This is a genomic window from Fulvimarina uroteuthidis, from assembly GCF_034321785.1.
Classification (GTDB): Bacteria; Pseudomonadota; Alphaproteobacteria; order Rhizobiales; family Rhizobiaceae; genus Fulvimarina; species Fulvimarina uroteuthidis.
In genome coordinates, this window is record NZ_JAXLPB010000005.1 from 37,392 (window position 1) to 61,382 (window position 23,991).

Here is a 23,991-nt window from a genome sequence, read left to right on the forward strand (position 1 = left end):
AAACGCGACAGCTTTGGTACGTGCGACTTTTATGGGCTTTGCACATGAGGATAGCTGACATCGACGAACGGCTGAGGGTCGGGCCACTCGAGCTTGCGAACCGCGTCTTCGCCGCGCCGCTTTCGGGTGTTTCCGACGTGCCGTTCCGTCGGCTGGCCCGCCGGTTCGGTGCGGGTCTCGTGGTCTCGGAAATGGTGGCGAGCGGCGAGTTCGTGAAGGGCGCGCCCGAAGGCAGGCTGCGTTCGCTGCGCGACGGACCGGGCATTCATACGGTGCAGCTCGCCGGCCGCGACCCCTCCTGGATGGAGGAGGCGGCACGAAGGCTCGCGGACACCGGTGTCGATCTCATCGACATCAATATGGGCTGCCCGGCCAAGAAGGTCGTCGGCGGCCTGTCCGGTTCGGCCCTGATGCGCGAGCCCGAGCTGGCGCTTCGCATTGTCGAGGCGACCGTTCGCGGCGCAGGCTCCGTGCCGGTATCGCTCAAGATGCGTCTGGGGTGGAGCCGCACCTCGATCAACGCGGCCGAGATCGCGGCGAAGGCGCAGGCGGCCGGTGTCGTCATGCTGACCGTGCATGGCAGGACGCGCGAGGATTTCTACGAAGGGCGTGCCGACTGGCCGGCGATCGGCGACGTGAAAGCTGCTGTGTCGGTCCCGGTGGTCGCGAACGGTGACGTGGTGTCGGCCGCGCAGGTTCCGCAGATTCTGGCCGCGAGCGGCGCCGATGCGATCATGATCGGGCGCGGCATGCAGGGCCGGATGTGGCTTCCGGGGCTGCTTTCCGGAGCGACCACCCGTGCGCGCCTCGCAGCCATTGATGCCGGAGATTTCATCTGCGAGCATTACGAGGCGATGCTGTCCCATTACGGCGAGCGCACCGGGCTACGCCACGCACGCAAGCATATCGGCTGGTATCTCGATCGTCATGCCCTTGCCGATGGTCCGATCGAGCCGGCCCGAAGAGGCGCGTTGATGACGGAGCGCGATCCCCACCGCGTCCTCGGCCTGTTGCGGGCGATCTTTTCCGGCACATCCCTCGCGGACCTCGAATTCGGCAAGGCCGCGCGTCTCCACACCTGTCCGAAGGCGGCCTGATCGTGAGCAATTCGACCCATCGAAAGGCCGATCCCGACGCGTTGCGTATTCTGGGAGCCTTGCCCCATCCCGTCATCGTCTGCGACGATCGTGGCGCCTTCCACTATGCCAACTCCGACGCGGAGCAGTTCTTTTCCGCAAGTCAGACCTATCTGGCGAAGCGCCGGTTGCAGGATTTCGTGCCGGGCGACAGCCCGCTGTTCTCGCTGATCCAGAAGGCGGTGGACGAGCAGGCCCGGTTCAGCGAATACAGGGTCGACCTGTCCTCGCCGCGTCTCGGCCAGGAGCGGGTGGTCGATCTTTACGTCTCGACGATTCCCGAGCTTCCCAATCGCGTCGTGGTGATCATCCAGCTCCGGTCGATCGCCGAGAAGATGGACCGGCAACTGACGCATCGGTCCGCCGCGCGCACCGTCACGGGCCTTGCCGCGATGCTCGCCCACGAGATCCGCAACCCGATTTCCGGCATCAAGGGTGCGGCGCAACTGCTGGCGAGTTCCGCATCGGACGAGGATCGGGTCCTCACCCGGATCATCCAGGAAGAAAGCGACCGGATCGTCAAGCTCGTCGACCGGATGGAAGTGTTCTCCGACCAGCGCCCGATCGAACGCTCCGCCGTCAACATCCATTCGGTGCTCGAATATGTGAAGAGGATCGCGGTCAACGGCGTGGCGCGCGACATTCCGATCACCGAACTCTACGACCCCTCCTTGCCTCCGGTGTTCGCCAACCGCGACCAGCTGGTTCAGGTGTTCCTCAACCTGATCAAGAACGCGGCCGAGGCGGTCGCACGGACCGAGAAACCGGAGATCCGGCTGACGACCTCGTTCCGGCCCGGCGTGCGGCTGACGATCCCGGGCACCAGCGATCGCGTGTCCCTGCCCATGGAATTCACCGTCGAGGACAACGGGCCGGGCGTGCCGGACGATATCCGCCAGAACATCTTCGATCCGTTCGTGACGACCAAGGCCTCGGGCTCGGGTCTCGGGCTTGCCCTCGTCGCCAAGATCATCGGCGACCATGGCGGCGTGATCGAGTGCGAGTCGCAGCCCGGCCATACGATCTTCCGCGTCCTGATGCCGACGTGGAAGAAGCTGCGCGCCGATCTGGAGCCGGCACCAACATCCGACACCATAACAGGGCACGAGCCGGACTCGGCGGAACGGGAATAAAGCGATGGTCCAACAGATTCTCATCGCCGACGACGATGCCGCGATCCGCACCGTGGTCTCGCAGGCCATGATGCGGGCGGGTTTCGAAGTCCGGGCGACATCCAACATCGCCACGCTTTGGCGCTGGGTCACCAGTGGCGAGGGCGATCTCGTCGTGACCGACGTTCTGATGCCGGACGGGAACGTCTTCGATTCCATGCCGAAGATGAAGAACTCGCGGCCGGATCTCCCGATCATCGTCATGAGCGCGCAGAACACCTTCATGACGGCCGTGAAGGCCTCCGAAAAGGGCGCCTACGACTATGTGCCCAAGCCCTTCGATCTGAACGAGCTCGTCGGCGTGGTGCGCCGCGCGCTCGCCGAGCCCAAGAATGACGGAAAGCGCATGGCGCACGACGAGGATGGCGAGACCATGCCTCTCGTCGGCCGCTCGCCAGCCATGCAGGACATCTATCGGGCGCTCGCGCGCATGATGCAGACCGACCTGACCGTCACCATCACGGGCGAATCGGGCACGGGCAAGGAACTCGTCGCGCGCGCGCTGCACGATTACGGCCGGCGCAAGAAGGGGCCGTTCGTCGCGATCAACATGGCCGCGATCCCGAGGGAACTGATCGAATCGGAACTCTTCGGTCATGAGAAGGGGGCCTTCACCGGCGCGCAGTCGCGCTCGACCGGACGGTTCGAGCAGGCCGAGGGCGGAACGCTCTTCCTCGACGAGATCGGCGACATGCCCATGGAGGCACAGACCCGCCTCCTGCGCGTTCTGCAGCAGGGCGAATATACGACGGTCGGCGGGCGGACCCCCATCACCGCCGACGTGCGCATCGTCGCGGCGACGAACAAGGATCTGCGGCTTCTGATCACGCGCGGCCTGTTCCGCGAGGACCTGTTCTACCGGCTCAACGTCGTTCCGCTCCGCCTGCCGCCGCTTCGCGAGCGTCTCGACGATCTGCCGGATCTCGCGCAGCATTTCTTTGCGCTCGCGGCCAGGGAAGGGCTGCCGCGAAAGAGCCTGACCAACGGCGCGCTCGACGTGATGCGTCACTATAGCTGGCCGGGCAATGTCAGAGAGCTCGAGAACCTCGTGCGCCGGCTGTGCGCTCTTTACCCGCAGGACGAGATCACCTCCGAGCTTGTCGAGAACGAACTGGCGAACGATGCCTCCCAGTTCGGCCCCGGCGACGATGACGGCAGCGCACCCGTCGACCTCAGCCATGCAACCGAACGGTATCTCGCCGACTATTTCGCCTCGTTCGGCGATACGCTTCCGCCGGCGGGCCTTCACGCGCGCATCCTCAGGGAGGTGGAGTACCCGTTGATCGCGGCGGCGCTGGCCGCCACCCGCGGAAACCAGGTGAAGGCCGCGGACCTTCTGGGCCTCAACCGGAATACCTTGCGCAAGAAGATCCGCGATCTCGACATCTCGATCGTTCGGTCGATTCGCTAGGCGTTCGCGGACGGCCCCGCCTGAATTCTTCGGATGCGGGCGCGGGTTTCCGCCGACAACCGGGTTCCGGACCCCGAAACGAAAGGCAATTGTCTCGGTTGCCTTAGGGTAAGAAAAAATAAGTTGCATTTTTGACACATTCCGTATCTCTACGTTCAACGAGAGGTACCAGCAACTTATGACCAGCGAACCCATCGATACGGCGACCAACGTCCCGTTCCTCATGGAACGGCGCCGGTTCATGCTCGTCCCGGGTTTGCTCGCGGTCTGCGGCGCGATGATCTGCGGCGCGATCTCGTTCGTCGTTCTCATGGGGCTGACGCCGATCGCGCCCACCGACACGGTCGTCACCGTCGCGACGATCGTGAACGGCCTGTTCGTGCTGCTTCTGGCCACGCTGATCTGGCGGGAGGTCGCGCGCATGTTCCGTGCGCGGCGCCAGGGACGCGCCGCTTCGCGCCTGCATGTGCGGATCGTCATCCTGTTTTCGATCGTCGCGGCGATCCCGGCGATTCTCGTGGCGATCGTCGCCTCGATTACCCTCGATCTCGGCCTCGATCGCTGGTTCGAGGTGCGCACGCGCGCCATCGTCGATTCCTCGATCAATGTGGCTCGCGCCTATGTGAACGAGAACGCCCGCAACCTGCAGGGCTCGACGCTCTCCATGGCCTACGATCTCGATCAGCAGCGCCGGCTGTTCGACCTCGATCCGAGCGGTTTCGAGAACTTCATGACAGAGCAGGCGCGGGGGCGCTCCCTCCTCGGCGCGCAACTGATCCGGCAGGACAAGACGCCGTTCCTGACGGCCGACGTCGAGACCGAGCAGCCGCTTCCGGTCCCGCCCGACGATGCGATGCAGCAGGCGATCGACGGCAATCTCGTGTTCATTCCGCCAGGCGTGACGAACCTCGTCGGGGCGATCATCAGACTGCGTCAGGTGCCTGGCGCCTTTCTCTACACGGTGCGCGCGGTCGATCCGCAGGTGCTGTCAGCCCTGCGCCTGATGGAAGAGCGTTCGGCCGAATATCAGAGCCTGCAGGAGAACCGCTTCGGGCTGCAGGTGGCGTTCGCGCTGCTCTATCTCGGGATCGCGCTGATCGTCCTTCTGTCGGCGATCTGGACCGGCATCGGCGTCGCCGACCGGCTCGTGCGGCCAATCCGGCTCCTGATGGCCGCAGCCGACGAAGTGTCGCGCGGCAATCTTTCGGTCTCGGTTCCGGTCCTGGCATCGGACGGCGACGTCGGCTCCCTGTCGTCCACCTTCAACAACATGACGCGCCAGCTTCAGAGCCAGCGGTCCGAACTGGTCAATGCGCGGGACACGATCGACGAGCGCAGGCGGTTCATCGAGGCGGTCCTGTCCGGCGTCACCGTCGGCGTCATCGGCGTCTCGCCGGACCGCCGCATTTCGATGGTCAATCCGTCGGCCGAGCGGATCCTGGCGACGGAATCGCGGACCCTCGTCGGCGAGCCGCTGCGGCAGGCCTTTCCGGCCTTCGCCGAGATCCACGATGCGGCCCGGACCTCGCATCGCTCGGAATATCAGGAAGAGATCAAGCTGAAGATCCGCGAGCGCGAGCGCACGCTCGCGGTGCGCATCACCAGTGCCGAACGCAGCAACGAAGGCCAGGCGAGCGTCGTCACCATCGACGACATCACCGATCTGGTCGATGCGCAGCGTTCCTCGGCCTGGGCCGACGTGGCGCGCCGGATCGCGCATGAGATCAAGAATCCGCTGACGCCGATCCAGCTTTCGGCCGAGCGCATCCGGCGGCGTTACGGCAAGCGGGTCGAGGACGATCGCGAAGTGTTCGATCGCTGCGTCGATACGATCGTGCGCCAGGTGGCGGACATCGGCCGGATGGTCGACGAGTTCTCGAACTTCGCCCGCATGCCCAAGCCCCGGATGGAGCCGACCGATCTGCGCGACGTCATCAAGGAAGCCATCTTCGCGCGCGAAATGGGCGATCATGGCGTGATGTTCGAGAAGGACGTCCCGGACCGTCCGCTGAAGGGCTTCTACGACACGCGGCTGCTCGGCCAGGCGTTGGGAAATCTCGTTAAGAACGCCGTGGAAGCCCTTGAAGGGGCTGGTATAACCAACGGCAAGGTAATGATTCGCGCGCGTTCCACGCCGCGGACCCACGAGATCGCGATCATCGACAATGGATTGGGATTTCCGCGCGAGGATCGTGATCGCCTGCTCGAGCCCTATATGACGACGCGCGAGAAGGGCACCGGGCTGGGTCTCGCGATCGTCCGCAAGATCATCGAGGAACATGGCGGCACGATCACGCTCGAAGACGCGCCCGACGGAGCGCCCGGCGCGATGGTTCGCGTCACGCTGCCGGCAGGTGAAACACATGCAGTTCAAGAATAACGCTTAGAGGGACGACAAACGCTATGGCATCGGACATTCTGATCGTCGACGACGAAGCGGACATTCGGGAACTGGTCGCGGGCCTTCTGGAGGACGAGGGGCACGAGACGCGCACGGCCGGCAATGCCGATCTCGCGCTTCAGTCGATCGCCGACCGCGCGCCGCAACTGATCTTCCTCGATATCTGGCTTCAGGGAAGCCGGATCGACGGGCTCGACCTCCTCGACATGATCAAGGCGCAGCATCCGGAAGTGCCCGTGGTGATGATTTCAGGACATGGCAATATCGAGACCGCTGTCTCCGCCATCCGGCGCGGCGCCTACGACTACATCGAAAAGCCCTTCAAGGCCGACCGGCTCGTGCTCATCGCCGAGCGCGCGCTCGAAAACTCCAAGCTGAAGCGGGAAGTCGTCGAACTCCGGCGCAAGTCGAGCGACTTCACCGAACTCCTCGGCAAGTCCCAGCCGATGAACCAGCTCAGAACCGTCATCGAACGGGTGGCGCCGACCAACAGCCGCATCATGATCCTGGGCGCGTCCGGCTCGGGCAAGGAGATGGTGGCGCGGGCGATCCACGGCTCGTCCTTGCGGGCGCAGGGGCCGTTCATCGCGCTGAACGCGGCCGCCATCACGCCCGATCGCATGGAGATCGAGCTGTTCGGCAACGAGACGCCGCCCGGCGTGGAGCGCAAGATCGGTGCCCTGGAGCAGGCCCACCGCGGAACGCTCTATCTCGACGAAATCGCCGACATGCCCCGGGAAACCCAGAACAAGATCCTGCGCGTTCTGACCGAGCAGTCGTTCGAGCGCGTCGACGGCACCAAGAAGGTGAAGGTGGACGTCCGCATCATTTCATCGACGGCGCAGAATCTGGAGTCCTCGATCGCCGAAGGTCAGTTCCGCGAGGACCTCTATCATCGCCTGGCCGTCGTGCCGATCAGCGTGCCGCCTTTGTCGCAGCGGCGCCAGGATATTCCGATGCTGATCGAGGCCTTCATGAAGCAGATCGCCGAACAGACCGGCATCAGGCCGAAGCAGCTCAGCCCTGAGGCTCTCGCCGTTCTGCAATCGTCCGAATGGCCGGGAAACATTCGCCAGTTGCGCAACAATATCGAGCGCCTGATGATCCTGTCGCGCGATGGCGACGACGACGCGATGATCTCGGCCGACATGCTGCCGTCGGAGGTCGGCGACATGCTGCCCCAGACGCCGAGCCAGTCGAACGGACAGATCCTGGCCCTGCCGCTGCGCGACGCCCGCGAGGTGTTCGAGAAGGAATATCTCGTCGCACAGATCTCGCGGTTCGGCGGCAACATCTCGCGAACCGCCGAGTTCGTCGGCATGGAGCGCTCGGCACTTCACCGGAAACTGAAATCGCTCGGCATCTGAACGCGGCCCTCGGCCCTTCGACCTTTGCGCTTTATCCAAGGCCGCGATAAAGCCTTGTTCAGTTCGAGTTTGAGGGGCGTCGCCGATGCGGGTCGTGATTTGTGGGGCAGGGCAGGTGGGCTACGGTATCGCCGAACGCCTCGCGTCCGAGCGCAACGACGTGTCGGTGATCGACACCTCGCCGACGCTGGTTCAGGCGATCCGCGACAATCTCGACGCACGCGGCTTCGTGGGGCATGGCGCCCATCCGGACGTGCTTGCCGAGGCGGGCGCCGAGCAGGCCGACATGATCATCGCCGTGACGCTGCACGACGAGGTCAACATGGTCGCCTGCCAGGTCGCCCATTCGCTGTTCAACATTCCGACGAAGCTCGCCCGCGTGCGTGCCCAGAGCTATCTGCAGTCCCACTGGCAGGATCTGTTCTCCACCGACAACATGCCGATCGACGTGATCATCTCCCCGGAGATCGAAGTCGGCGAAATGGTGCTGCGGCGCATCGCTTTGCCCGGAGCGATGGACGCGGTGCGCTTCGCCGACAATTCGACCGCCATGATCGCGATCGAATGCCGGGAGGATTGTCCGGTGGTGAACACGCCGCTCGGCCAGCTGACGGATCTCTTTCCGGACCTGAACGCCACGGTCGTCGGCATCCTGCGTGGCAACAATCTCTTCATTCCGGGATCGAACGACCAGATGGTCGCCGGCGACGTCGCCTATGCGGTGGTCGAGCGGGCGCAGGTAAAGCGCACCCTCGGCCTGTTCGGCCATGTCGAACCGGAAGCGACGCGGATCGTGATCGTCGGTGGCGGTAATATCGGTCTTTACGTCGCCCGCGAGATGGAGCGACGCAATCTTCGGGCCAAGATGCGCGTCATCGAGGCGAACCGCGACAGGGCCGTCGCCATTGCCGACCAGCTCAAGCGCACGATCGTGCTGCACGGATCGGGGCTCGACCAGAACCTTTTGCGGGAGGCCGATATCGAGGAGAGCGACCTCATCGTTTCGCTGACCAATGACGACAAGGTCAACGTGTTGGCGAGCGTGATGGGCAAGCGGCTGGGATGTCACGGCAATCTCGCGCTCCTGAACGATTCGGCCTTCCAGGGCCTGACCCGGCCGCTCGAGATCGACGCCTTCATCAATCCGAAGTCGGTGACGATTTCCCGCGTGCTGCAGCATGTGCGCCGCGGCCGTATCCGCGCCGTGCATTCGATCCAGAACGGGCTTGCGGAAGCGATCGAAGCCGAAGCCCTCGAAACCTCGCCGATCGTCGGCGTCCCCTTGAAGGAACTGGATCTGCCCGAGAATTTGCGTATCGGATCGATCTATCGTGCCGGGACCTTCATCAAGCCGACCGGCGCGACGAAGATCCGGGCCAAGGACAGGGTCGTGATCTTCGCCAAGGCCGGGGCGGTGCGCCATGTCGAGCAGATGTTCCGGGTAAGTCTCGAATTCTTCTGATCGCAGATGCGGGCGGAGCATTCCCTCGGCTGCGGGCGCACTTCGCGCCTCGGAGTGTGGCAATCTCGATTTCGGTTCCGGCATTTCCGGTCTTGAAACCGGCGGATTTCCCGCACGCTTCCATCACCCGATCGCGTCCCGACAAGGCGGGGTGGATTGATCCTTTCTCATCTCGGTGTACTGTGGTGCAACGCCTGGAGCCCTCTGGCTCTTCAATAACGATAACAAGAAGGAAGGCGCCGAACGCCATGGCTGAACGCACGCAGAACCTGCAGGACCTGTTTCTCAATACCGTTCGCAAACAAAAGATTTCCCTCACGATTTTTCTGGTCAATGGCGTGAAGCTGACGGGTGTGGTGACGTCCTTCGACAATTTCTGTGTCCTGCTGCGGCGCGACGGCCATTCGCAACTCGTCTACAAGCACGCTATATCCACCATCATGCCGGCACAGCCGGTTGCACTTTACGATGGCGATGACGGGAAGGCCTGATTGGCAGAATTTCATGAGAAGGGCCCGAGCGGCCCGATCGAGCACAAGGCGGAGCCGACGAGGACCGCCGTTTATGTTCCGATCTTCAAGACGATGACACGTGCCGAAGCGGCTTCGAAAACCGAGGTCCGCCGGTCCCCCGACGCCAAGCTCGAGGAGGCGGTCGGACTTGCGGCCGCCATCAATCTCGAAATCATCGACAGCGCGGTCATCACCCAGCGCGAGCGTCGCCCCGCGACCCTGATCGGTCCGGGCAAGGTGGAAGAGCTGAAGGGCATCATCGCCGCCGGCGAGATCGCCCTGGTGATCTTCGATCATCCGCTGACGCCGGTGCAGCAGCGCAATCTGGAGAAGGAGCTCAACGCGAAGGTGCTCGACAGGACCGCGTTGATCCTCGAAATCTTCGGCGAGCGTGCGCGGACGAAGGAAGGCCGGCTCCAGGTCGAACTCGCCCATCTCAACTATCAGCGTGGACGCCTCGTGCGCAGCTGGACCCATCTGGAACGCCAGCGCGGCGGTGCGGGTTTCCTGGGCGGTCCGGGTGAAACGCAGATCGAGGCCGACCGCCGGCAGCTTCAGTCCAAGATCAAGGGCCTGGAGGCGGAACTTGACCAAGTGCGCCGGACACGCCAGCTGCACCGCGCCAAGCGGCAGAAGCGGCCGCATCCGATCGTGGCGCTCGTCGGCTACACGAATGCCGGCAAGTCGACCCTGTTCAACCGGATGACGGGGGCGGATGTTTTCGCCAAGGACCTGCTGTTCGCAACGCTGGATCCGACGCTTCGCCGCACGACGCTGTCGCACGGGACGGAGATCCTGTTCTCCGATACGGTGGGCTTCATTTCGGAGCTTCCGACCCATCTGGTGGCGGCGTTCCGGGCGACGCTGGAAGAGGTCATCGAGGCCGACATCATCCTGCACGTTCGCGACGTCGCAGATCCCGACACGCTGGCCCAGGCAGACGATGTCCGGCAGATCCTGCGCGACCTGAAGATCGATGCCGACGATTCCGAGCATGTGGTCGAGATCTGGAACAAGATCGATCTTCTCGACGCATCCGAGCGGGAACGCATCGGCACGCTCGCCTCGAACATGAGCGGCATCAACGCGCCCCATCTCGTCTCCGCCCATACGGGGGACGGCATCGACGCGCTGCTGGTGGACATCGAACGCCGTATCGCGGGCCGGGTCGCGGAGATCGACGTGACACTGGATTCCGGTGGCATGAGCCATCTGTCCTGGATCTACCAGAATGCGTCGGTGCTGGAGCGCCAAGATCTGGAGAACGGGTCCGTCCATCTGCAATTGCAGATGACGCAACAGGGAATCACCGAGCTCAACCGCTTGAAGGCGTCCGGCACGGGCATCCGGCTCGGATAGGACGCCCGGCGCAGAACGGCCGTTGGCGCTCTCGCCGTTCGGGTCGAGCTTCGACCCATCGCTAAACGCCGGTGCATCGGGGCGAAAATCGGGATCGCTTTATCGACCGAAAGCCCGATGCGTGAATTCTGAAACCCGGCGGGGGCATCGTGCGTGCGAATAGGGGGCCAGGCGAAAAAGTGGAAACCGGTTTTTCGGTCGATCCGGCACGCCAGGCAATAAACCGACAGTCTCGTGCGATGCTGATATGTCGCCCGAGACTGTGGACGCGCGATGCTTCCTTACGGCATCTTCGATCCGCACGGTCGGCAAGCCTTCGCGCGGAGGTTTTGCGACCTTCCGCAACGGCCCGGCACCGGACCAGCCGCCACACACGAAAAAAGCCCTCGTCCGTTCTGCGGACGAGGGCTTCTCAATGTCGGCCGCTGCCTGAAGCTTTCCCTTCAGGAGGCGGTTCAGGAACCGGTCGCGATCAGCATGAAGGCCGGAATATCGTCGCCGAAACCGACCGGACCGGCCTCCTCGCGCGGTGTGCGTCCGCGGGCCGCTGCCGGTGGCGCATTGCGTCCGCGCGCCGCCGGGCGGGACCGGGCGCTGGATTGCGCACGGCTTTTCGGCTGCGCCGGTGCGTCGGCGTCGTGGTTTGCAACTGCGTCCAAAATCGTCTCGTCTTCTGGCTGGATGTCGGGTGTCTTTGGCTCTTCCGAAGGTTTGGAGATCGCTTCGGCCTGTGGCTGCTCGACGGTCTCGTTCTCGCCTTCGCCACGCGCTCTGCTCTTGCGGACACGCCCGCTGCTGCGGGTGGAGCTGTTGCGTGCGCGTGGGCGGCGTTCGTCGTCCTCACCGCCCCCTTCGCTGACCTTCAGCGTCGACAGATCGCCGTCCAGCCACTCGATATCCGTTCCGATCAGCTTCTTGATCGCCTCGAGGTTCTTGACCTCCGGCTTGGTCACCAGCGTGAAGGCCTTGCCGGAACGTCCCGCGCGACCCGTGCGGCCGATGCGGTGGACATAATCCTCGGCGTGGATCGGCACGTCGAAATTGAAGACATGGCTGACGGCGGGAATGTCCAGACCGCGGGCCGCCACGTCCGAGGCGACGAGTAGCTGCAGCTTGTTCTCGCGGAAATTGTGCAGCATGGTCATACGCGCGCGCTGGTCCATGTCGCCATGAAGCGCGCCGGCGGAAAAGCCGTGCTTCTCGAGCGACCGGAACAAGGTCGCCACGTCGCGCTTGCGATTGCAGAAGATGATCGCATTGCTGACGTCCGGATTGGCCCGGAGGAGTTCCCGAAGACGGTCGCGCTTCTCGAAGTCCTTCGAACCGGCCGCAACGAGCCGCTGCTCGACCGTGAGCGCGGCGGACGCCGGCTTGGCGACTTCGACCCGCACCGGGTTCTGCAGGAACTGTTCGGTCAGCTTGGTGATCTCGGGCGGCATCGTCGCCGAGAAGAACAGCGTCTGGCGCGTGAACGGAAGCTGCTTGCAGATCCGTTCAATGTCCGGGATGAACCCCATGTCGAGCATGCGATCCGCCTCGTCGATGACGAGAACCTCGACGCCCGTGAGGAGAAGCTTGCCACGCTCGAAATGGTCGAGCAGTCGGCCCGGCGTCGCGATCAGCACGTCGCAGCCCCGATCGAGCTTGCGGTCCTGCTCGTCGAACGACATGCCGCCGATGAGAAGGGCGATGTTGATCTTCTGGTCGTGACCGTAGCGCGTGAAGCTCTCGGCCACCTGCGCGGCCAGTTCGCGCGTCGGCTCGATGATCAGCGTGCGCGGCATCCTCGCGCGAGCGCGGCCCTTTTCGAGCATCGTCAGCATCGGAAGTACGAAGGACGCCGTCTTGCCCGTTCCCGTCTGCGCGATCCCCAGAACATCCCGGCGCTGCAGCGCATGCGGAATGGCTTCGGCCTGGATCGGCGTCGGCTCGGTGTAGCCCGTCGCCTCAACGGCAGCCAGGACTTTGGCACTCAAGCCGAGTTCGGAAAAGGTGGTCAAATCGACAATACTCTCGTTTCGTAATATGGGGACGGCGGTCCGCCCATGTGCGCGCGATAGAGCGTGCCCTTGTTGGAGTCAACCGCCATCCTCCATATAGGGCGGGTGGAACGTGCTTTTTAGAGATGCCACGTCGAAGACCGCAATCCATGCGGTCCCATGGTTTGACGCGCTGCGACCATCGGGCCCGGCCGGATCGTGCGCACGCTAGTTCGTCGCGGTGCCGAACGCGTAGGAACCGTCCGTCTGCACATTCAGCTCGTAGGTCTCGGAGATCTCGCCGTCGCTCGGGACGATCTCGAAGAAGAGCGTCAGTGAGTTTTCCTGCCCCTCCGTCGGCTGATCGGCGGAATAGCCGACGACCGCTCCGCCCAATGCGGCGACTTCCTCGACGCGCACCGAACGCGCGATCTCAGCCCCGCTCGGCGAAGGCGCGATCTGCTGGATGAAGAAATGGGATTTGGCCGGATCGGCGGGGTCCCGAGCCATCACCGCGCGCCAGACGCCGGTCCTGTCGCCCTCGGTCCACGGCCCGACGACCTGGACGTCCTCGATCAGCGGCGAGAGCGTGCCGACGATGGCCGACACCCCGTCCGCGCCGACGGTCACTGGAGACGGGCTCGTCGCCGCTGCCTCTGCGCTTTCGCCGGCCTCTGCCGTGGGCGTGTCCGAATTTATATCGGGGGTGGTCGCAGGCGCCCCGGCGGGCGCCTGCTGCCCGGACGCGTCCGCGGGCGCGGTCTGCGACGCCGGTGGCTCCGGTGTCTGCGCATATCCGGTCAGCGGCAGCATCGAGGCCGCGGAAACGAGAAGAAATGTCGCTGAAACGTATCGCATGGGAGACCTTCTGGCGCGTATGGATGATCAGGCATGGGCCTGCAGCTCGAACCCTCATCTAAGGCTCGCGGCCGGCGGTTCGACCCCTTGCCTGTTCCGGATGCCGTCAGATGTCGAGATCGTCCGCGAACGCCGAGCGCTCCTGGATGAACCGGAAGCGCAGATCGGCCTTGTTGCCCATCAAGGCCTCGACGGCCCCCGATGTTCCAGCCTCGGGCGCTTCGTCCATGACCACCTGGAGAAGGGTGCGCTTGCGCGGGTCCATGGTGGTTTCCTTCAACTGGGACGGCAGCATTTCGCCCAGCCCCTTGAAGCGGGAGATCTCCACCTTGCCTTTGCCCTTGAAGTCCTTCGCGATCAGCCGTTCCCGGTCCCGGTCATCCCGGGCGTACGCCGTCTTCCCGCCCTGCGTCAGCTTGTAGAGCGGCGGAACGGCGAGATAGAGGTGCCCGCTGCGCACCAACTCGGGCATTTCGCGGTAGAAGAAGGTGATCAGCAGCGAGGCGATGTGCGCGCCGTCGACGTCGGCATCGGTCATGATGATCACGCGCTCGTAACGCAGATCGGCATCGCGATATTTCGCGTCGGTTCCACACCCGAGCGCCTGGATCAGGTCGGACAATTGCTGGTTCGCGCCCAGTTTTTCCCGTCCCGCGCTCGCCACGTTGAGAATCTTGCCGCGCAATGGCAGGATCGCCTGCGTCTTGCGGTCACGCGCCTGCTTGGCCGAGCCGCCTGCGGAATCACCTTCGACGATGAAGATCTCGGCGCCCGCTGCGCCGGTCTGCGAGCAGTCCGCGAGCTTGCCGGGAAGGCGAAGCTTGCGCGTCGCGCTCTTGCGGCTGACTTCCTTTTCCTGGCGTCGACGAAGACGTTCGTCGGCCCGGTCGAGCACCCATTCGATGAGGCGCGCGGCGTCCTGCGGCGAGGATGCGAGCCAGATCTCGAACGAATCGCGGATCGACTGCTCGACGATCCGTTGCGCTTCGGACGTGGCGAGCCGGTCCTTGGTCTGGCCGACGAATTCCGGTTCCCGAATGAAGACGGACAGCATGCCGGACGCCGTCGACATCACGTCGTCGCCGGTCACGACGGAGGCGCGCTTGTTGCCCGACAGTTCGGCAAAGGCCTTCAATCCGCGCAACAGCACCGCCCTCAGGCCGGTCTCGTGAGTGCCGCCTTCCGGCGTTGGAATCGTATTGCAATAGGATCGGATCGACCCGTCGTCGGGCGTCCATGCGACCGCCCATTCCACCGCGCCATGCCCGGACACCTTCTCGGTGCGTCCGGCGAAAATCTGCGAGGTGATGCGGTCCTTGCCGATCGAGGTGTCGAGATAGTCCTTCAGGCCGCCGGGAAAATGGAAGGTGTCCCTGGCCGGGATCTCGCTGTCGGCCGGCAACAGCTTGGGATCGCACTGCCAGCGGATTTCGACGCCGCCGAACAGATAGGCCTTCGAACGCGCCATCCGGTAGACCCGCGCCGGATCGAACGTCGCGTGCTCGCCGAAAATCTGCGGGTCCGGGCGGAAGCGGATTCGCGTGCCGCGCCGGTTCTGCGTTTCGCCGACCTCCTCCAGCCGGGTGACCGCATGGCCCCGTGCATAGTCCTGACGGTAGAGCTTGCGGTTGCGCGCGACCTCGACCTCCAGCTTTTCCGACAGCGCGTTGACGACCGAAACGCCGACCCCGTGGAGACCGCCGGAGGTCTCGTAGACCTTCGAATCGAATTTTCCGCCGGCGTGCAGCGTCGTCAGGATGACTTCGAGCGCCGACTTGTCCTTGAATCGCGGGTGCGGGTCGATCGGGATGCCGCGACCATTGTCGCTGACCGTGCAGAAGCCGTTGGTGTCCAGCGAGACTTCGATGAAGTTGGCATGGCCGGCCGTCGCCTCGTCCATCGAATTGTCGATCACCTCGGCGAAGAGATGATGGAGCGCCTTGGCATCCGTCCCGCCCACATACATGCCGGGTCGGCGGCGCACCGGCTCGAGGCCCTCGAGAACCTCGATGTCCGCGGCGGTATAATCGGCGTTCGGGTCGAAGCCCTCGCTCTTCGGCTTGCGCGGATTTGCGGTGCGGGTGGAGGGCAGCTTGCGCGCGGCGTTTCCGGAAAAGAGATCGTCGCTCATGCCGGTCGCCCCATGCCAGGCTGCGGCGTCGTCGCGCCGCAGGATGCAGAATGGGTTCCGGACCAGTTGTGAAAGCGCGTATCGACCATGGTGCCGACGCTACACTTTCACGAAATGTTCTTCAAGCGAAGTCCGTGCGACAGGCGCAGGATGGCATGCCGCCGAACCGAACTATCCACGGCATTCGTCCCCATCCGCAAGGGCGGCGACCGATGCCGGGGCGGATCAACGCCCAAAGCAGCTTCGACGGGCGCATCATCATGCGCCTTGAGCGCGGCTTTCGCCAGGGCGATCAGGCCCGTGTCATGAACCCTTGCGTTCGTCCTCGATCGCCTCGGCATGATAGAATGCGCGCCAGTCGAGGTTGCGGGCCGTCGTCTGGGACATCATGCCTCGAAGCGCGTCTCTCGTATCCAGCGGAACGACGGTCCCCGCGCGCCCACCCACTGGAAACTGGAAGATCGTGGCGCTGGTGCCTGCGCGTGTGTGCGTGCCGGTAGCCATTTGCCTGCTCCTTTCATGTTGCGATGGCAGGTGGATTCCGCCGGGAAGCCGCTGCGTCGCGACGAGCGCGTATTGCCTACTGCGTGACCATTATGCACGAAAATAAAGCAAATGCGATCGCTTCGCGCGGAAGATGGCGTGTCGAGACCGGCAATATCACCTCTATCAACAAGATGTGATCTGCGGCGTAAAAGGCGTGCAGACAGTGGGAATGCCTATTGTTCCGGCGCTTGCCTATCGCGCTGCACAAAATCGAAGCGGTCGTGCCATTGCCCGAGACCGGTCGCGCCCGATCTTGGCACGGCTTTTGCATCTGTTTGGCCGAGGCGGAAGGCACGAAGGTCCATGGGCTAGCCTTTCTTTCGAAAGACCCTCTCAGGAGTATGCAAATGACGAAGTACAGGCTCGAATATATCTGGCTGGACGGCTACACCCCGGTGCCGAACCTGCGCGGCAAGACCCAGATCAAGAGCTTCGACGAGTTTCCGAAGCTCGAAGAGCTTCCGCTCTGGGGGTTCGACGGCTCCTCGACGAAACAGGCCGAAGGCTCGAGCTCGGACTGCGTCCTGAAGCCCGTCTCGGTCTATCCCGATCCGGCTCGGACCAATGGCGCCCTGGTTTTGTGCGAAGTCATGATGCCGGACGGCGTAACGCCTCATCCGTCGAACAAACGTGCGACCATCGTCGATGACGAGGGCTGCTGGTTCGGTTTCGAGCAGGAATATTTCTTCTACAAGGACGGCCGTCCGCTGGGCTTTCCCGAGAGCGGCTATCCCGAGCCCCAGGGCAAGTACTATACGGGCGTCGGCTACGAAAATGTCGGAGATATCGCGCGCGAGATCACCGAAGCCCATCTCGATCTCTGCCTCGAGGCCGGCCTCAACCATGAAGGCATCAACGCCGAAGTGGCGAAGGGTCAGTGGGAATTCCAGATCTTCGGCAAGGGCTCCAAGCGCGCCGCCGACGAGATCTGGATCGCGCGCTATCTGCTGCAGCGCCTCACCGAGCAGTACGGCATCGTGATCGAATATCACTGCAAGCCGCTCGGCGCGACCGACTGGAACGGCTCCGGCATGCATGCCAACTTCTCGACGCGCTACATGCGCGAGACCGGCGGCAAGGACTATTTCCTCAAGCTGATGGCTGCATTCGAGAAGAACGTCGACGAGCATATCGCCGTCTACGGTCCCGACAACCACATGCGCCTGACCGGCCTGCACGAGACCCAGGCGATCGATCAGTTCTCCTGGGGCGTTGCCGATCGCGGCGCCTCCATCCGCGTTCCCCATTCCTTCGTGAACAACGGCTACAAAGGCTATCTGGAGGATCGCCGCCCGAACTCCCAGGGCGACCCGTACCAGATCGCATCGGTGATCCTGAAGACCGTGGCCGAGGTCGAGGGCGCGGAAGAAGGCGGCATCTCCGCAGCTGCTTGATCAGGCGCTTCACCGCGCGCTTCGAGTTTAGCGAAAAGGCCGGGCACGATCGGGTGCCCGGCCTTTTGCGTTTGGAGGCACCGATCCGAAACGTGACCTCGGTCTTCGGATCATCCGATGCCGATCACGTCGATCGTCCGCATCAGACCCCATTCCAGACGTGTGACGGGTGCGGTCGTTGTTCGACTGAGGAAGTTCGGCTGGCTTTCAAGGCACGCAAAGCGAAAGGCGGCAGAGCCTTTCCGCTCGCCGCCCAAACCGCCCAGTGCGCTGAAACGGTCAGACTTCCGCGTAGGCCGCTTTGACGGCGGCCGGCGAGATCATCCTGATCGGACCCGTCACAGATGTGCCGCCGCTGGGTTCCTGGGGCGCAGGGCGCGAATGGTCGGCTGGCACGACATCGTTCGTCGTTGCTTCCAGCCGCCAGGCGGTGAATTTGGCCATGGCCTGTGCTCGCGCCGCAGCTTGTGCCGCGTTGACCGATGGCGCTTGCGCCGGAGCCGATGCCCCGAGCTTTGCGACCACGACCGACTCAGCCTTGCTGTGCTCGGTCGGGGTTGGCGCCCGCATCGGAGTGTACAGAAATGTAGAAATGAAACCGTCGAGAAATAAGTTCATAGCGATTGTCTCGTTTGATTGCGGGAGCATCGCCGAAATCTCTTAGTATTTTCCTATATTGATCATTCAAAACCGATCGATCGTGTGAAACGAAGGCGTGGCGCGTGGGCGCGATACCGGTCCACGGCTCCGGCAGGCGCAGGTCCGTCGCAAGGTCTGCGATCAGTTCCCAATGAGAGCAGAAATCGCTGCGATGTACGCTTCATCCGGAACGATTTGCCCACTTAAGCCGAAGGGCCTGATCGGCGGTCGGAACAAGAAAGGGGCGCCGATGGCACCCCTTTCCTCGTTCGGCGGATCAAGTTCGCGCGTCGGTTTCAATGGTGTCAGACCGAGTAGTACATCTCGAACTCGACCGGATGCGGGGTCATCTCGTAACGCTCGACCTCTTCCATCTTCAGCTTGACGTAGGCATCGATCTGGTCGTCGTCGAAGACGCCGCCGGCCTTCAGGAAGTCGCGATCCGAATCGAGATGCTCCAGCGCTTCGCGCAGGCTCCGGCAGACGGTCGGGATTTCCTTCAGCTCTTCCGGCGGCAGGTCGTAGAGATCCTTGTCCATCGCGGATCCGGGGTGGATCTTGTTCTTGATGCCGTCGAGGCCGGCCATCAGCATTGCCGCGAAGGCGAGATAGGGGTTGGCCGTCGGATCGGGGAACCGCACCTCGACGCGCTTGGCCTTCGGCGACTGGCCGAACGGGATGCGGCACGAAGCCGACCGGTTGCGGGCCGAATAGGCGAGCAGCACGGGCGCTTCGTAGCCGGGAACCAAGCGCTTGTAGGAGTTCGTCGAAGGGTTGGTGAACGCGTTCAGCGTCCGCGCATGCTTGATGATGCCGCCGATATAGAAGAGGCAGCTCTCGGACAGGCCGGCATATTCGTCGCCGGCGAAGGTCGGCTTGCCGTCCTTCCAGATCGACTGGTGCACGTGCATGCCGGTGCCATTGTCGCCGAAGACCGGCTTCGGCATGAAGGTCGCGGTCTTGCCGTAAGCGTTCGCGACCTGATGGATCACATATTTGTAGATCTGCATCTTGTCGGCGTTGCGGGTGAGCGTGTCGAACTTGATGCCGAGTTCGTGCTGCGCGGCGGCGACCTCATGGTGATGCTTCTCCACCTCGAGCCCCATCTCGGCCATGACGGTCAGCATCTCGGAACGCATGTCCTGGGCGCTGTCGATCGGCGGCACCGGAAAATAGCCGCCCTTGATGCGCGGGCGATGGCCGAGATTGCCGGTCTCGTAGTCGGTGTCGTCGTTCGAGGGAAGTTCCGTGCTGTCGAGTTTGAATCCGGTGTTGTAGGGGTCGGTCTTGTAGCGGACGTCGTCGAAGACGAAGAATTCGGCTTCCGGGCCCACGAACGCGGTGTCGCCGATGCCGGATTGGGAAAGGTAAGCCTCGGCCTTCTTGGCGGTGGTCCGCGGGTCGCGATTGTAGGACTCGCCGGAGATCGGATCGAGAATGTCGCAGACGATGGCCATGGTCGACTGAGCGAAGAACGGGTCCATGTAGGCCGTCTCTGGATCCGGCATCATCACCATGTCGGACTCGTTGATGGCCTTCCAGCCGCCGATCGACGAGCCGTCGAACATCGAACCTTCGGAGAACAGGTCCTCGTCGACGCAGGATACATCCATCGTGACATGGTGCATCTTGCCCTTGGGATCGGTGAAGCGGAGATCGAGGAACTTGACGTCGTTGTCCTTGATCTGCTTCAGAATTTCGTTCGCATCGGTCATGATAGTCTTTCCCTGTGAATAGGCTGTAATTTCAGGCTTATGAATTGTGGGGGTCCAAACGACGAACGTTTGTGGCTCAGATTGCGTCCGTGCCCGCTTCGCCGGTTCGAATGCGGATGGCCTCTTCGATGTTCGACACGAAAATCTTTCCGTCGCCGATTCGCCCTGTCTGCGCAGCCTTGCGGATCGCCTCGACAGCCTTGGAAACCACATCGTCGCCGAGCACGAGTTCCACTTTCACCTTTGGAAGAAAATCGACGACATATTCGGCACCGCGGTAGAGTTCCGTATGACCCTTCTGCCGGCCGAAGCCCTTGGCCTCGGTGACGGTAATGCCTTGCAGTCCGACTTCCTGGAGAGCTTCCTTGACCTCATCGAGCTTGAACGGCTTGATGATCGCCTCCACCTTTTTCATCGAGATTCCCCTAGCTTCTAGTCTTCGGCGCGGACGCGCGCCCATCCTTCCACGCTCGCGTGGAATGCGCGTCGGAGCATGGCATGGATAGCAGCGCGTAGGGAAGTAGTCGCAACGGCCGCGCCGGCCAGTTCGAAACCGAATTCGACAAGTTTCGGCCATCAAGGTCCTGCGGACCGGTTTCTCGCCCTATCTCGAAGCCAGGACGAACGCGCGTGCCGACAGTGTACTGAAGCTGGAGACCCGATCATGACCGACGCTCCGATTGCCTCCGGGCCTTACGACGTCGCCCTCCTGACGCCGGACGAGATGGCATCGGCCGATCGGCTGACGATCGCAGGCGGAATCTCGGGCCGGACCCTCATGGGGGCTGCGGGGCGCGCCGTCGCCGAGGTCGCGCAGGCGATGCTCGGCGGTCCGGGCGGCGGCGGCAACGGCGTCAGGGTCGCCTGTCTTGCGGGACCCGGCAACAATGGCGGCGATGCGTTCGTCGCGGCCGAAACGCTTCGTTGCGAGGGGGTGGACGTCGTGGTCTTTTCGGTCTGCGACATCGATCGGCTCGCAGGCGACGCGGCGTGGGCCGCTGCGGCCTATCGGGGTTCTGTAGAACCGTTGGGCGCGTTCACCGGGGACGGTTGCGCACTGGTGATCGACGGTCTTTTCGGTGCCGGACTATCGCGGCCCCTGGATGCGGAAATCGCGAATCTGATCGAGACGGTTGAGCGGGCAGGGGTCCCGGTTCTCGCGATCGACCTGCCGTCCGGTCTGTGCGGCAGGAGCGGAGCGGTTTTGGGCAAGGCGTTTACGGCCGACCGCACGGTGACGTTCTTCCGGCCGAAGCCCGGCCATTTCCTCGAACCCGGACGCTCCCATTGCGGTGTCCTCGATGTGCGGCAGATCGGGATCGCGCCCGATGTCCTGGAGACGATCGCGCCGCGACAGTTCGTGAACCGCCCGGCGCTGTGGCGTGCCGATTTGAGCCTGCCGGTCGACGCCGGCCACAAATACGACCGGGGGCACGCGGTGGTGTTTTCCGGCTCCGCATCGCGGACCGGTGCGGCCCGGCTGGCCGCGGGCGCGGCCCTGCGGGCAGGTGCCGGGCTCGTGACCCTCTTCTCACCGGCAGGCGCCATCCTCGTCAACGCGGCGCAGGTGACCGCGGTGATGGTCGAGCGATGCGACGGCGAACGAGACCTTGCCCGGCATCTGGACGATAGCCGCTTGAAGGCCTTCGTTCTCGGTCCGGGCTTCGGCGTCGGCGGGACGGCACGGGCGTATGCCACGCAGATCCTGAAGGCCGGCCGGTTTCTGATTCTCGACGCCGACGGGATATCGTCGTTCGCCGATCGGCCGGAAGAGCTGTTCGACGAAGCTCTCGGCCAAGCAGGCGAGGGCGGCCCAAACCTTGTCCTGACGCCCCATGCGGGAGAGTTCAAGCGTCTGTTTCCCGATCTTGCGGCGAAGGGATCGCTGTCGAAGCTCGACCGGACCCGTGAGGCGGCGGTGCGCTCCGGTGCCGTCGTCGTCCTCAAGGGGCGCGATACGGTCATCGCCGCGCCCGATGGACGCGCGGCGATCAACGCCAACGGCACGCCTTGGCTTGCATCGGCCGGGACGGGGGATGTTTTGACAGGCATGATCTGTGCCCAGCTCTCGCAGGGCACGCCCACCTTCGAGGCGGCCTGTGCCGGGGTCTGGATGCACGGACGGTCCGCCGAACTCTTCGGGCCCGGTCTCATCGCGGAAGATCTTGCCGGACAGTTGCCCGCAATGTTTGCCGAGCTTCTCGCATAAAGCGGACCGATGCCCGCCCAGGCAGGCGTTCGGAAAGCGCCAGGACGTTCGCGAGGTACGCGGACGGGGCCTTCGCGTGCTCTTTCCTCGAGAAAGAAGGGGTCAGGGGCCGGGACGCGGCGCGGTGTCAGTTGGAAGACATCCGCGCCGCCAATGCTCCCGGCTCGCAGACGGCGATCCGCCTGATGGGATCAGAGCCGCGACCCGGAAGGCGCGGCTTTGGGCTTTCAGTTGTTGCGCAGGGCCTCGATCAATTCGTCCTTCGACATGCCCGACCGCCCCTCAATGTCGAGTTCCTGGGCGCGGTCGTAGAGTTCGTCCTTCGTCCAGTCCTCATAGGCCGGTGCCTTTCCGCCCTTCTTCGACGGCTCCATGTCGGGATTGGCCTGCGCATTCGAAATGGCGGCTGCCTTGCCTTTCGAATGGCCTTGACGGCGAAGATCCTCGTAGAGATCCGGATCTTTCAGGGAAGGGTTCTGTTCATGCTGCTTGTCGGCCATGGTTCGTGGTCCGGTTCTCGTGGTGGTGGATCTTACTTCGGTTCGCGCGTGCCGGCCGCATCGGGCTGCCCGAGGCTGAGATCATCGTCCGGAGAGCGCGCGTCCGCGCGGCTGGCCGGATCCATGCCGACGCTCTCCGCCGTTGCATAGGTATGGCCGCCGCCTGCCAGCAGGCCGAGCGCTTCGCTGATCTGCATCTCGATCGCCGACATGTCGTCGCCGCGATCGGCGTTCTCCCGCGATCCGATCCGCGCGCGGATCTCTTCGAGGCGCTTCTGACGCTCTTCGATCGGAAGGGTCGGGTTGTTGAGCACGTCGTCGATCTCGGCCTGCGTCACCGGCTGGGCGATGCCCTGCGTATCGGCATCGCCGCCAATAGCCTGATCGATCGGTAGGATGTTGGCTTCCGTGCGGGTCTGGTCGTTCGCCATGCTCTTATGTCCTCGCCTTGTGCGCCGGGGCGGCCAACGGGTCGCGCCGTCGCAATGTTTGATTTGAAAGATCAAGTTCGCTCGTGGCGGAAAGGTTGCACAGCCCTGACCTTTGTGACCGGCGGTCCCGGGATGGAAAGGCGGCGTCTACGAGCCGGTCTTCGAGGTGAACCGCAACGCAATGGACGGCAGTCGACGCAAGAAGGCCCGGCAGCGCGTTCCAAGCGTGCCGGGCCTTGGTCAAGACGGGGTCTGCGCCCCGATCAGTTCGTCAGGATGTCTTCGATCTTGCCGATCGGATGGTTGGTGAGATCCTTTGCAACTTCTCCGACGACGCGGTCGCTCACCTCCTTGTGGAGTTGGCCGCGAAGCTCGCCCAGCGTCGACGGAGAGGCGACCAGCACGATTCGGTCGAAGCGCTTGCGGTAAGCCATCTTGTAGAGGATTTCGCCGAGTTCGGCGGCGAACCGGTCCTTGGCGAGTTCATGCCAGTCCGTATCCTGAAAGGCCGAGCTGTGCGGATTGTCCTTGCCACCGTCTCGGCCACGGCCCGGCCTGTTGGCGCTCTGGTCGCTGTCCGACGGGTTTTCCTGTTCCTCGACGCGCTGTATCTCGAAGTTCGGAAGTTCTTCGTCCCCAAGGTTCTTCAGGAAGAGGGCCTTCTCCCCGTCGGCGATGAGAACCCAGGTTTCATATCCGATTTTAACAGAGCTCATGTCCGCGTAACCTCATGTTTGAAAAAAGAAAGGGCGCACCGTGAGCGCGCCCT

Annotated in this window: 20 protein-coding genes; 10 read left to right on the forward strand and 10 right to left on the reverse strand. The window is 63.7% G+C overall.

Annotated elements, in window-relative coordinates; all coding sequences use genetic code 11:
* Window positions 1-44 precede the first annotated feature (44 nt).
* The 8 genes from dusB to hflX all read left to right on the forward strand — a co-directional run bounded on the left by dusB (window position 45) and on the right by hflX (window position 10,820).
* A complete protein-coding gene (gene dusB / locus U0C82_RS14485) occupies window positions 45-1,097 on the forward strand; it encodes a tRNA dihydrouridine synthase DusB (RefSeq protein ID WP_322187893.1) in 1,053 nt (350 codons plus the stop codon).
* A gap of 2 nt (window positions 1,098-1,099) precedes the next feature.
* Entirely contained in the window at window positions 1,100-2,269 is a 1,170-nt protein-coding gene (locus U0C82_RS14490; protein WP_416186692.1) for a two-component system sensor histidine kinase NtrB, read from the forward strand.
* A 4-nt stretch (window positions 2,270-2,273) separates the two neighbouring features.
* Window positions 2,274-3,719 (forward strand): nitrogen regulation protein NR(I), encoded by a 1,446-nt coding sequence (ntrC, locus tag U0C82_RS14495; protein WP_322187894.1) that lies wholly within the window; start codon window positions 2,274-2,276, stop codon window positions 3,717-3,719.
* A 178-nt stretch (window positions 3,720-3,897) separates the two neighbouring features.
* Complete coding sequence (locus U0C82_RS14500; protein WP_322187896.1) at window positions 3,898-6,099, forward strand: sensor histidine kinase NtrY-like; 2,202 nt, start codon at window positions 3,898-3,900, stop codon at window positions 6,097-6,099.
* Window positions 6,100-6,122: 23 nt separating this feature from the next.
* Entirely contained in the window at window positions 6,123-7,487 is a 1,365-nt protein-coding gene (ntrX, locus tag U0C82_RS14505) for a nitrogen assimilation response regulator NtrX (protein WP_322187898.1), read from the forward strand.
* An 85-nt stretch (window positions 7,488-7,572) separates the two neighbouring features.
* Window positions 7,573-8,949: a Trk system potassium transporter TrkA gene (gene trkA, locus U0C82_RS14510; protein ID WP_322187900.1), complete on the forward strand. Its 1,377-nt coding sequence runs from the start codon at window positions 7,573-7,575 to the stop codon at window positions 8,947-8,949.
* 248 nt (window positions 8,950-9,197) lie between these two features.
* Window positions 9,198-9,440: an RNA chaperone Hfq gene (gene hfq / locus U0C82_RS14515; RefSeq protein ID WP_322187902.1), complete on the forward strand. Its 243-nt coding sequence runs from the start codon at window positions 9,198-9,200 to the stop codon at window positions 9,438-9,440.
* A complete protein-coding gene (hflX, locus tag U0C82_RS14520) occupies window positions 9,441-10,820 on the forward strand; it encodes a GTPase HflX (protein ID WP_416186693.1) in 1,380 nt (459 codons plus the stop codon). It abuts the gene before it with no gap.
* Window positions 10,821-11,275: 455 nt separating this feature from the next.
* Here hflX and U0C82_RS14525 read toward each other — a convergent pair whose 3' ends face one another.
* From U0C82_RS14525 to U0C82_RS14540, 4 genes are all read right to left on the reverse strand, one after another.
* Window positions 11,276-12,820: a DEAD/DEAH box helicase gene (locus U0C82_RS14525; RefSeq protein ID WP_322187904.1), complete on the reverse strand. Its 1,545-nt coding sequence runs from the start codon at window positions 12,818-12,820 to the stop codon at window positions 11,276-11,278.
* A gap of 207 nt (window positions 12,821-13,027) precedes the next feature.
* Window positions 13,028-13,657: a hypothetical protein gene (locus U0C82_RS14530; RefSeq protein WP_322187906.1), complete on the reverse strand. Its 630-nt coding sequence runs from the start codon at window positions 13,655-13,657 to the stop codon at window positions 13,028-13,030.
* Between the two features lie 106 nt (window positions 13,658-13,763).
* The gene (gene parE, locus U0C82_RS14535; RefSeq protein WP_322187908.1) at window positions 13,764-15,788 is read right to left on the reverse strand and encodes a DNA topoisomerase IV subunit B; all 2,025 of its coding nucleotides are present in this window, start codon (window positions 15,786-15,788) and stop codon (window positions 13,764-13,766) included.
* Window positions 15,789-16,091: 303 nt separating this feature from the next.
* On the reverse strand, window positions 16,092-16,292 hold the full coding sequence (locus U0C82_RS14540; RefSeq protein WP_322187910.1) for a DUF2735 domain-containing protein: 201 nt from the start codon (window positions 16,290-16,292) through the stop codon (window positions 16,092-16,094).
* 389 nt (window positions 16,293-16,681) lie between these two features.
* On the opposite strand from U0C82_RS14540, the gene U0C82_RS14545 reads away from it, so the two are divergent.
* Entirely contained in the window at window positions 16,682-17,728 is a 1,047-nt protein-coding gene (locus U0C82_RS14545; RefSeq protein ID WP_322187912.1) for a glutamine synthetase beta-grasp domain-containing protein, read from the forward strand.
* Window positions 17,729-18,007: 279 nt separating this feature from the next.
* On the opposite strand, the gene U0C82_RS14550 is transcribed toward U0C82_RS14545, so the two are convergent.
* The 3 genes from U0C82_RS14550 to U0C82_RS14560 all read right to left on the reverse strand — a co-directional run bounded on the left by U0C82_RS14550 (window position 18,008) and on the right by U0C82_RS14560 (window position 20,497).
* Complete coding sequence (locus U0C82_RS14550) at window positions 18,008-18,346, reverse strand: hypothetical protein (protein ID WP_322187914.1); 339 nt, start codon at window positions 18,344-18,346, stop codon at window positions 18,008-18,010.
* Window positions 18,347-18,672: 326 nt separating this feature from the next.
* Window positions 18,673-20,082 (reverse strand): type I glutamate--ammonia ligase, encoded by a 1,410-nt coding sequence (gene glnA / locus U0C82_RS14555; RefSeq protein ID WP_322187916.1) that lies wholly within the window; start codon window positions 20,080-20,082, stop codon window positions 18,673-18,675.
* 76 nt (window positions 20,083-20,158) lie between these two features.
* A complete protein-coding gene (locus U0C82_RS14560) occupies window positions 20,159-20,497 on the reverse strand; it encodes a P-II family nitrogen regulator (protein ID WP_322187918.1) in 339 nt (112 codons plus the stop codon).
* A gap of 249 nt (window positions 20,498-20,746) precedes the next feature.
* Here U0C82_RS14560 and U0C82_RS14565 point away from each other — a divergent pair, with 249 nt between their 5' ends.
* Window positions 20,747-22,291 (forward strand): NAD(P)H-hydrate dehydratase, encoded by a 1,545-nt coding sequence (locus U0C82_RS14565; protein ID WP_322187920.1) that lies wholly within the window; start codon window positions 20,747-20,749, stop codon window positions 22,289-22,291.
* A 227-nt stretch (window positions 22,292-22,518) separates the two neighbouring features.
* Here U0C82_RS14565 and U0C82_RS14570 read toward each other — a convergent pair whose 3' ends face one another.
* The 3 genes from U0C82_RS14570 to U0C82_RS14580 form a co-directional block, all read right to left on the reverse strand.
* The gene (locus U0C82_RS14570; protein ID WP_322187922.1) at window positions 22,519-22,791 is read right to left on the reverse strand and encodes a DUF7218 family protein; all 273 of its coding nucleotides are present in this window, start codon (window positions 22,789-22,791) and stop codon (window positions 22,519-22,521) included.
* Between the two features lie 32 nt (window positions 22,792-22,823).
* Window positions 22,824-23,222: a hypothetical protein gene (locus tag U0C82_RS14575; protein ID WP_322187924.1), complete on the reverse strand. Its 399-nt coding sequence runs from the start codon at window positions 23,220-23,222 to the stop codon at window positions 22,824-22,826.
* A 263-nt stretch (window positions 23,223-23,485) separates the two neighbouring features.
* Window positions 23,486-23,938: a host attachment family protein gene (locus U0C82_RS14580; RefSeq protein WP_322187926.1), complete on the reverse strand. Its 453-nt coding sequence runs from the start codon at window positions 23,936-23,938 to the stop codon at window positions 23,486-23,488.
* Between the last annotated feature and the right edge of the window lie 53 nt (window positions 23,939-23,991).

Coding starts and splice junctions, on each gene's coding strand:
- dusB (WP_322187893.1), top strand. CDS start 45: ATGAGGATAGCTGACATCGACGAACGGCTGAGGGTCGGGCCACTCGAG.
- ntrC (WP_322187894.1), top strand. CDS start 2,274: ATGGTCCAACAGATTCTCATCGCCGACGACGATGCCGCGATCCGCACC.
- U0C82_RS14500 (WP_322187896.1), top strand. CDS start 3,898: ATGACCAGCGAACCCATCGATACGGCGACCAACGTCCCGTTCCTCATG.
- ntrX (WP_322187898.1), top strand. CDS start 6,123: ATGGCATCGGACATTCTGATCGTCGACGACGAAGCGGACATTCGGGAA.
- trkA (WP_322187900.1), top strand. CDS start 7,573: ATGCGGGTCGTGATTTGTGGGGCAGGGCAGGTGGGCTACGGTATCGCC.
- hfq (WP_322187902.1), top strand. CDS start 9,198: ATGGCTGAACGCACGCAGAACCTGCAGGACCTGTTTCTCAATACCGTT.
- U0C82_RS14530 (WP_322187906.1), bottom strand. CDS start 13,657: ATGCGATACGTTTCAGCGACATTTCTTCTCGTTTCCGCGGCCTCGATG.
- parE (WP_322187908.1), bottom strand. CDS start 15,788: ATGAGCGACGATCTCTTTTCCGGAAACGCCGCGCGCAAGCTGCCCTCC.
- U0C82_RS14540 (WP_322187910.1), bottom strand. CDS start 16,292: ATGGCTACCGGCACGCACACACGCGCAGGCACCAGCGCCACGATCTTC.
- U0C82_RS14545 (WP_322187912.1), top strand. CDS start 16,682: ATGACGAAGTACAGGCTCGAATATATCTGGCTGGACGGCTACACCCCG.
- U0C82_RS14550 (WP_322187914.1), bottom strand. CDS start 18,346: ATGAACTTATTTCTCGACGGTTTCATTTCTACATTTCTGTACACTCCG.
- glnA (WP_322187916.1), bottom strand. CDS start 20,082: ATGACCGATGCGAACGAAATTCTGAAGCAGATCAAGGACAACGACGTC.
- U0C82_RS14560 (WP_322187918.1), bottom strand. CDS start 20,497: ATGAAAAAGGTGGAGGCGATCATCAAGCCGTTCAAGCTCGATGAGGTC.
- U0C82_RS14565 (WP_322187920.1), top strand. CDS start 20,747: ATGACCGACGCTCCGATTGCCTCCGGGCCTTACGACGTCGCCCTCCTG.
- U0C82_RS14570 (WP_322187922.1), bottom strand. CDS start 22,791: ATGGCCGACAAGCAGCATGAACAGAACCCTTCCCTGAAAGATCCGGAT.
- U0C82_RS14575 (WP_322187924.1), bottom strand. CDS start 23,222: ATGGCGAACGACCAGACCCGCACGGAAGCCAACATCCTACCGATCGAT.
- U0C82_RS14580 (WP_322187926.1), bottom strand. CDS start 23,938: ATGAGCTCTGTTAAAATCGGATATGAAACCTGGGTTCTCATCGCCGAC.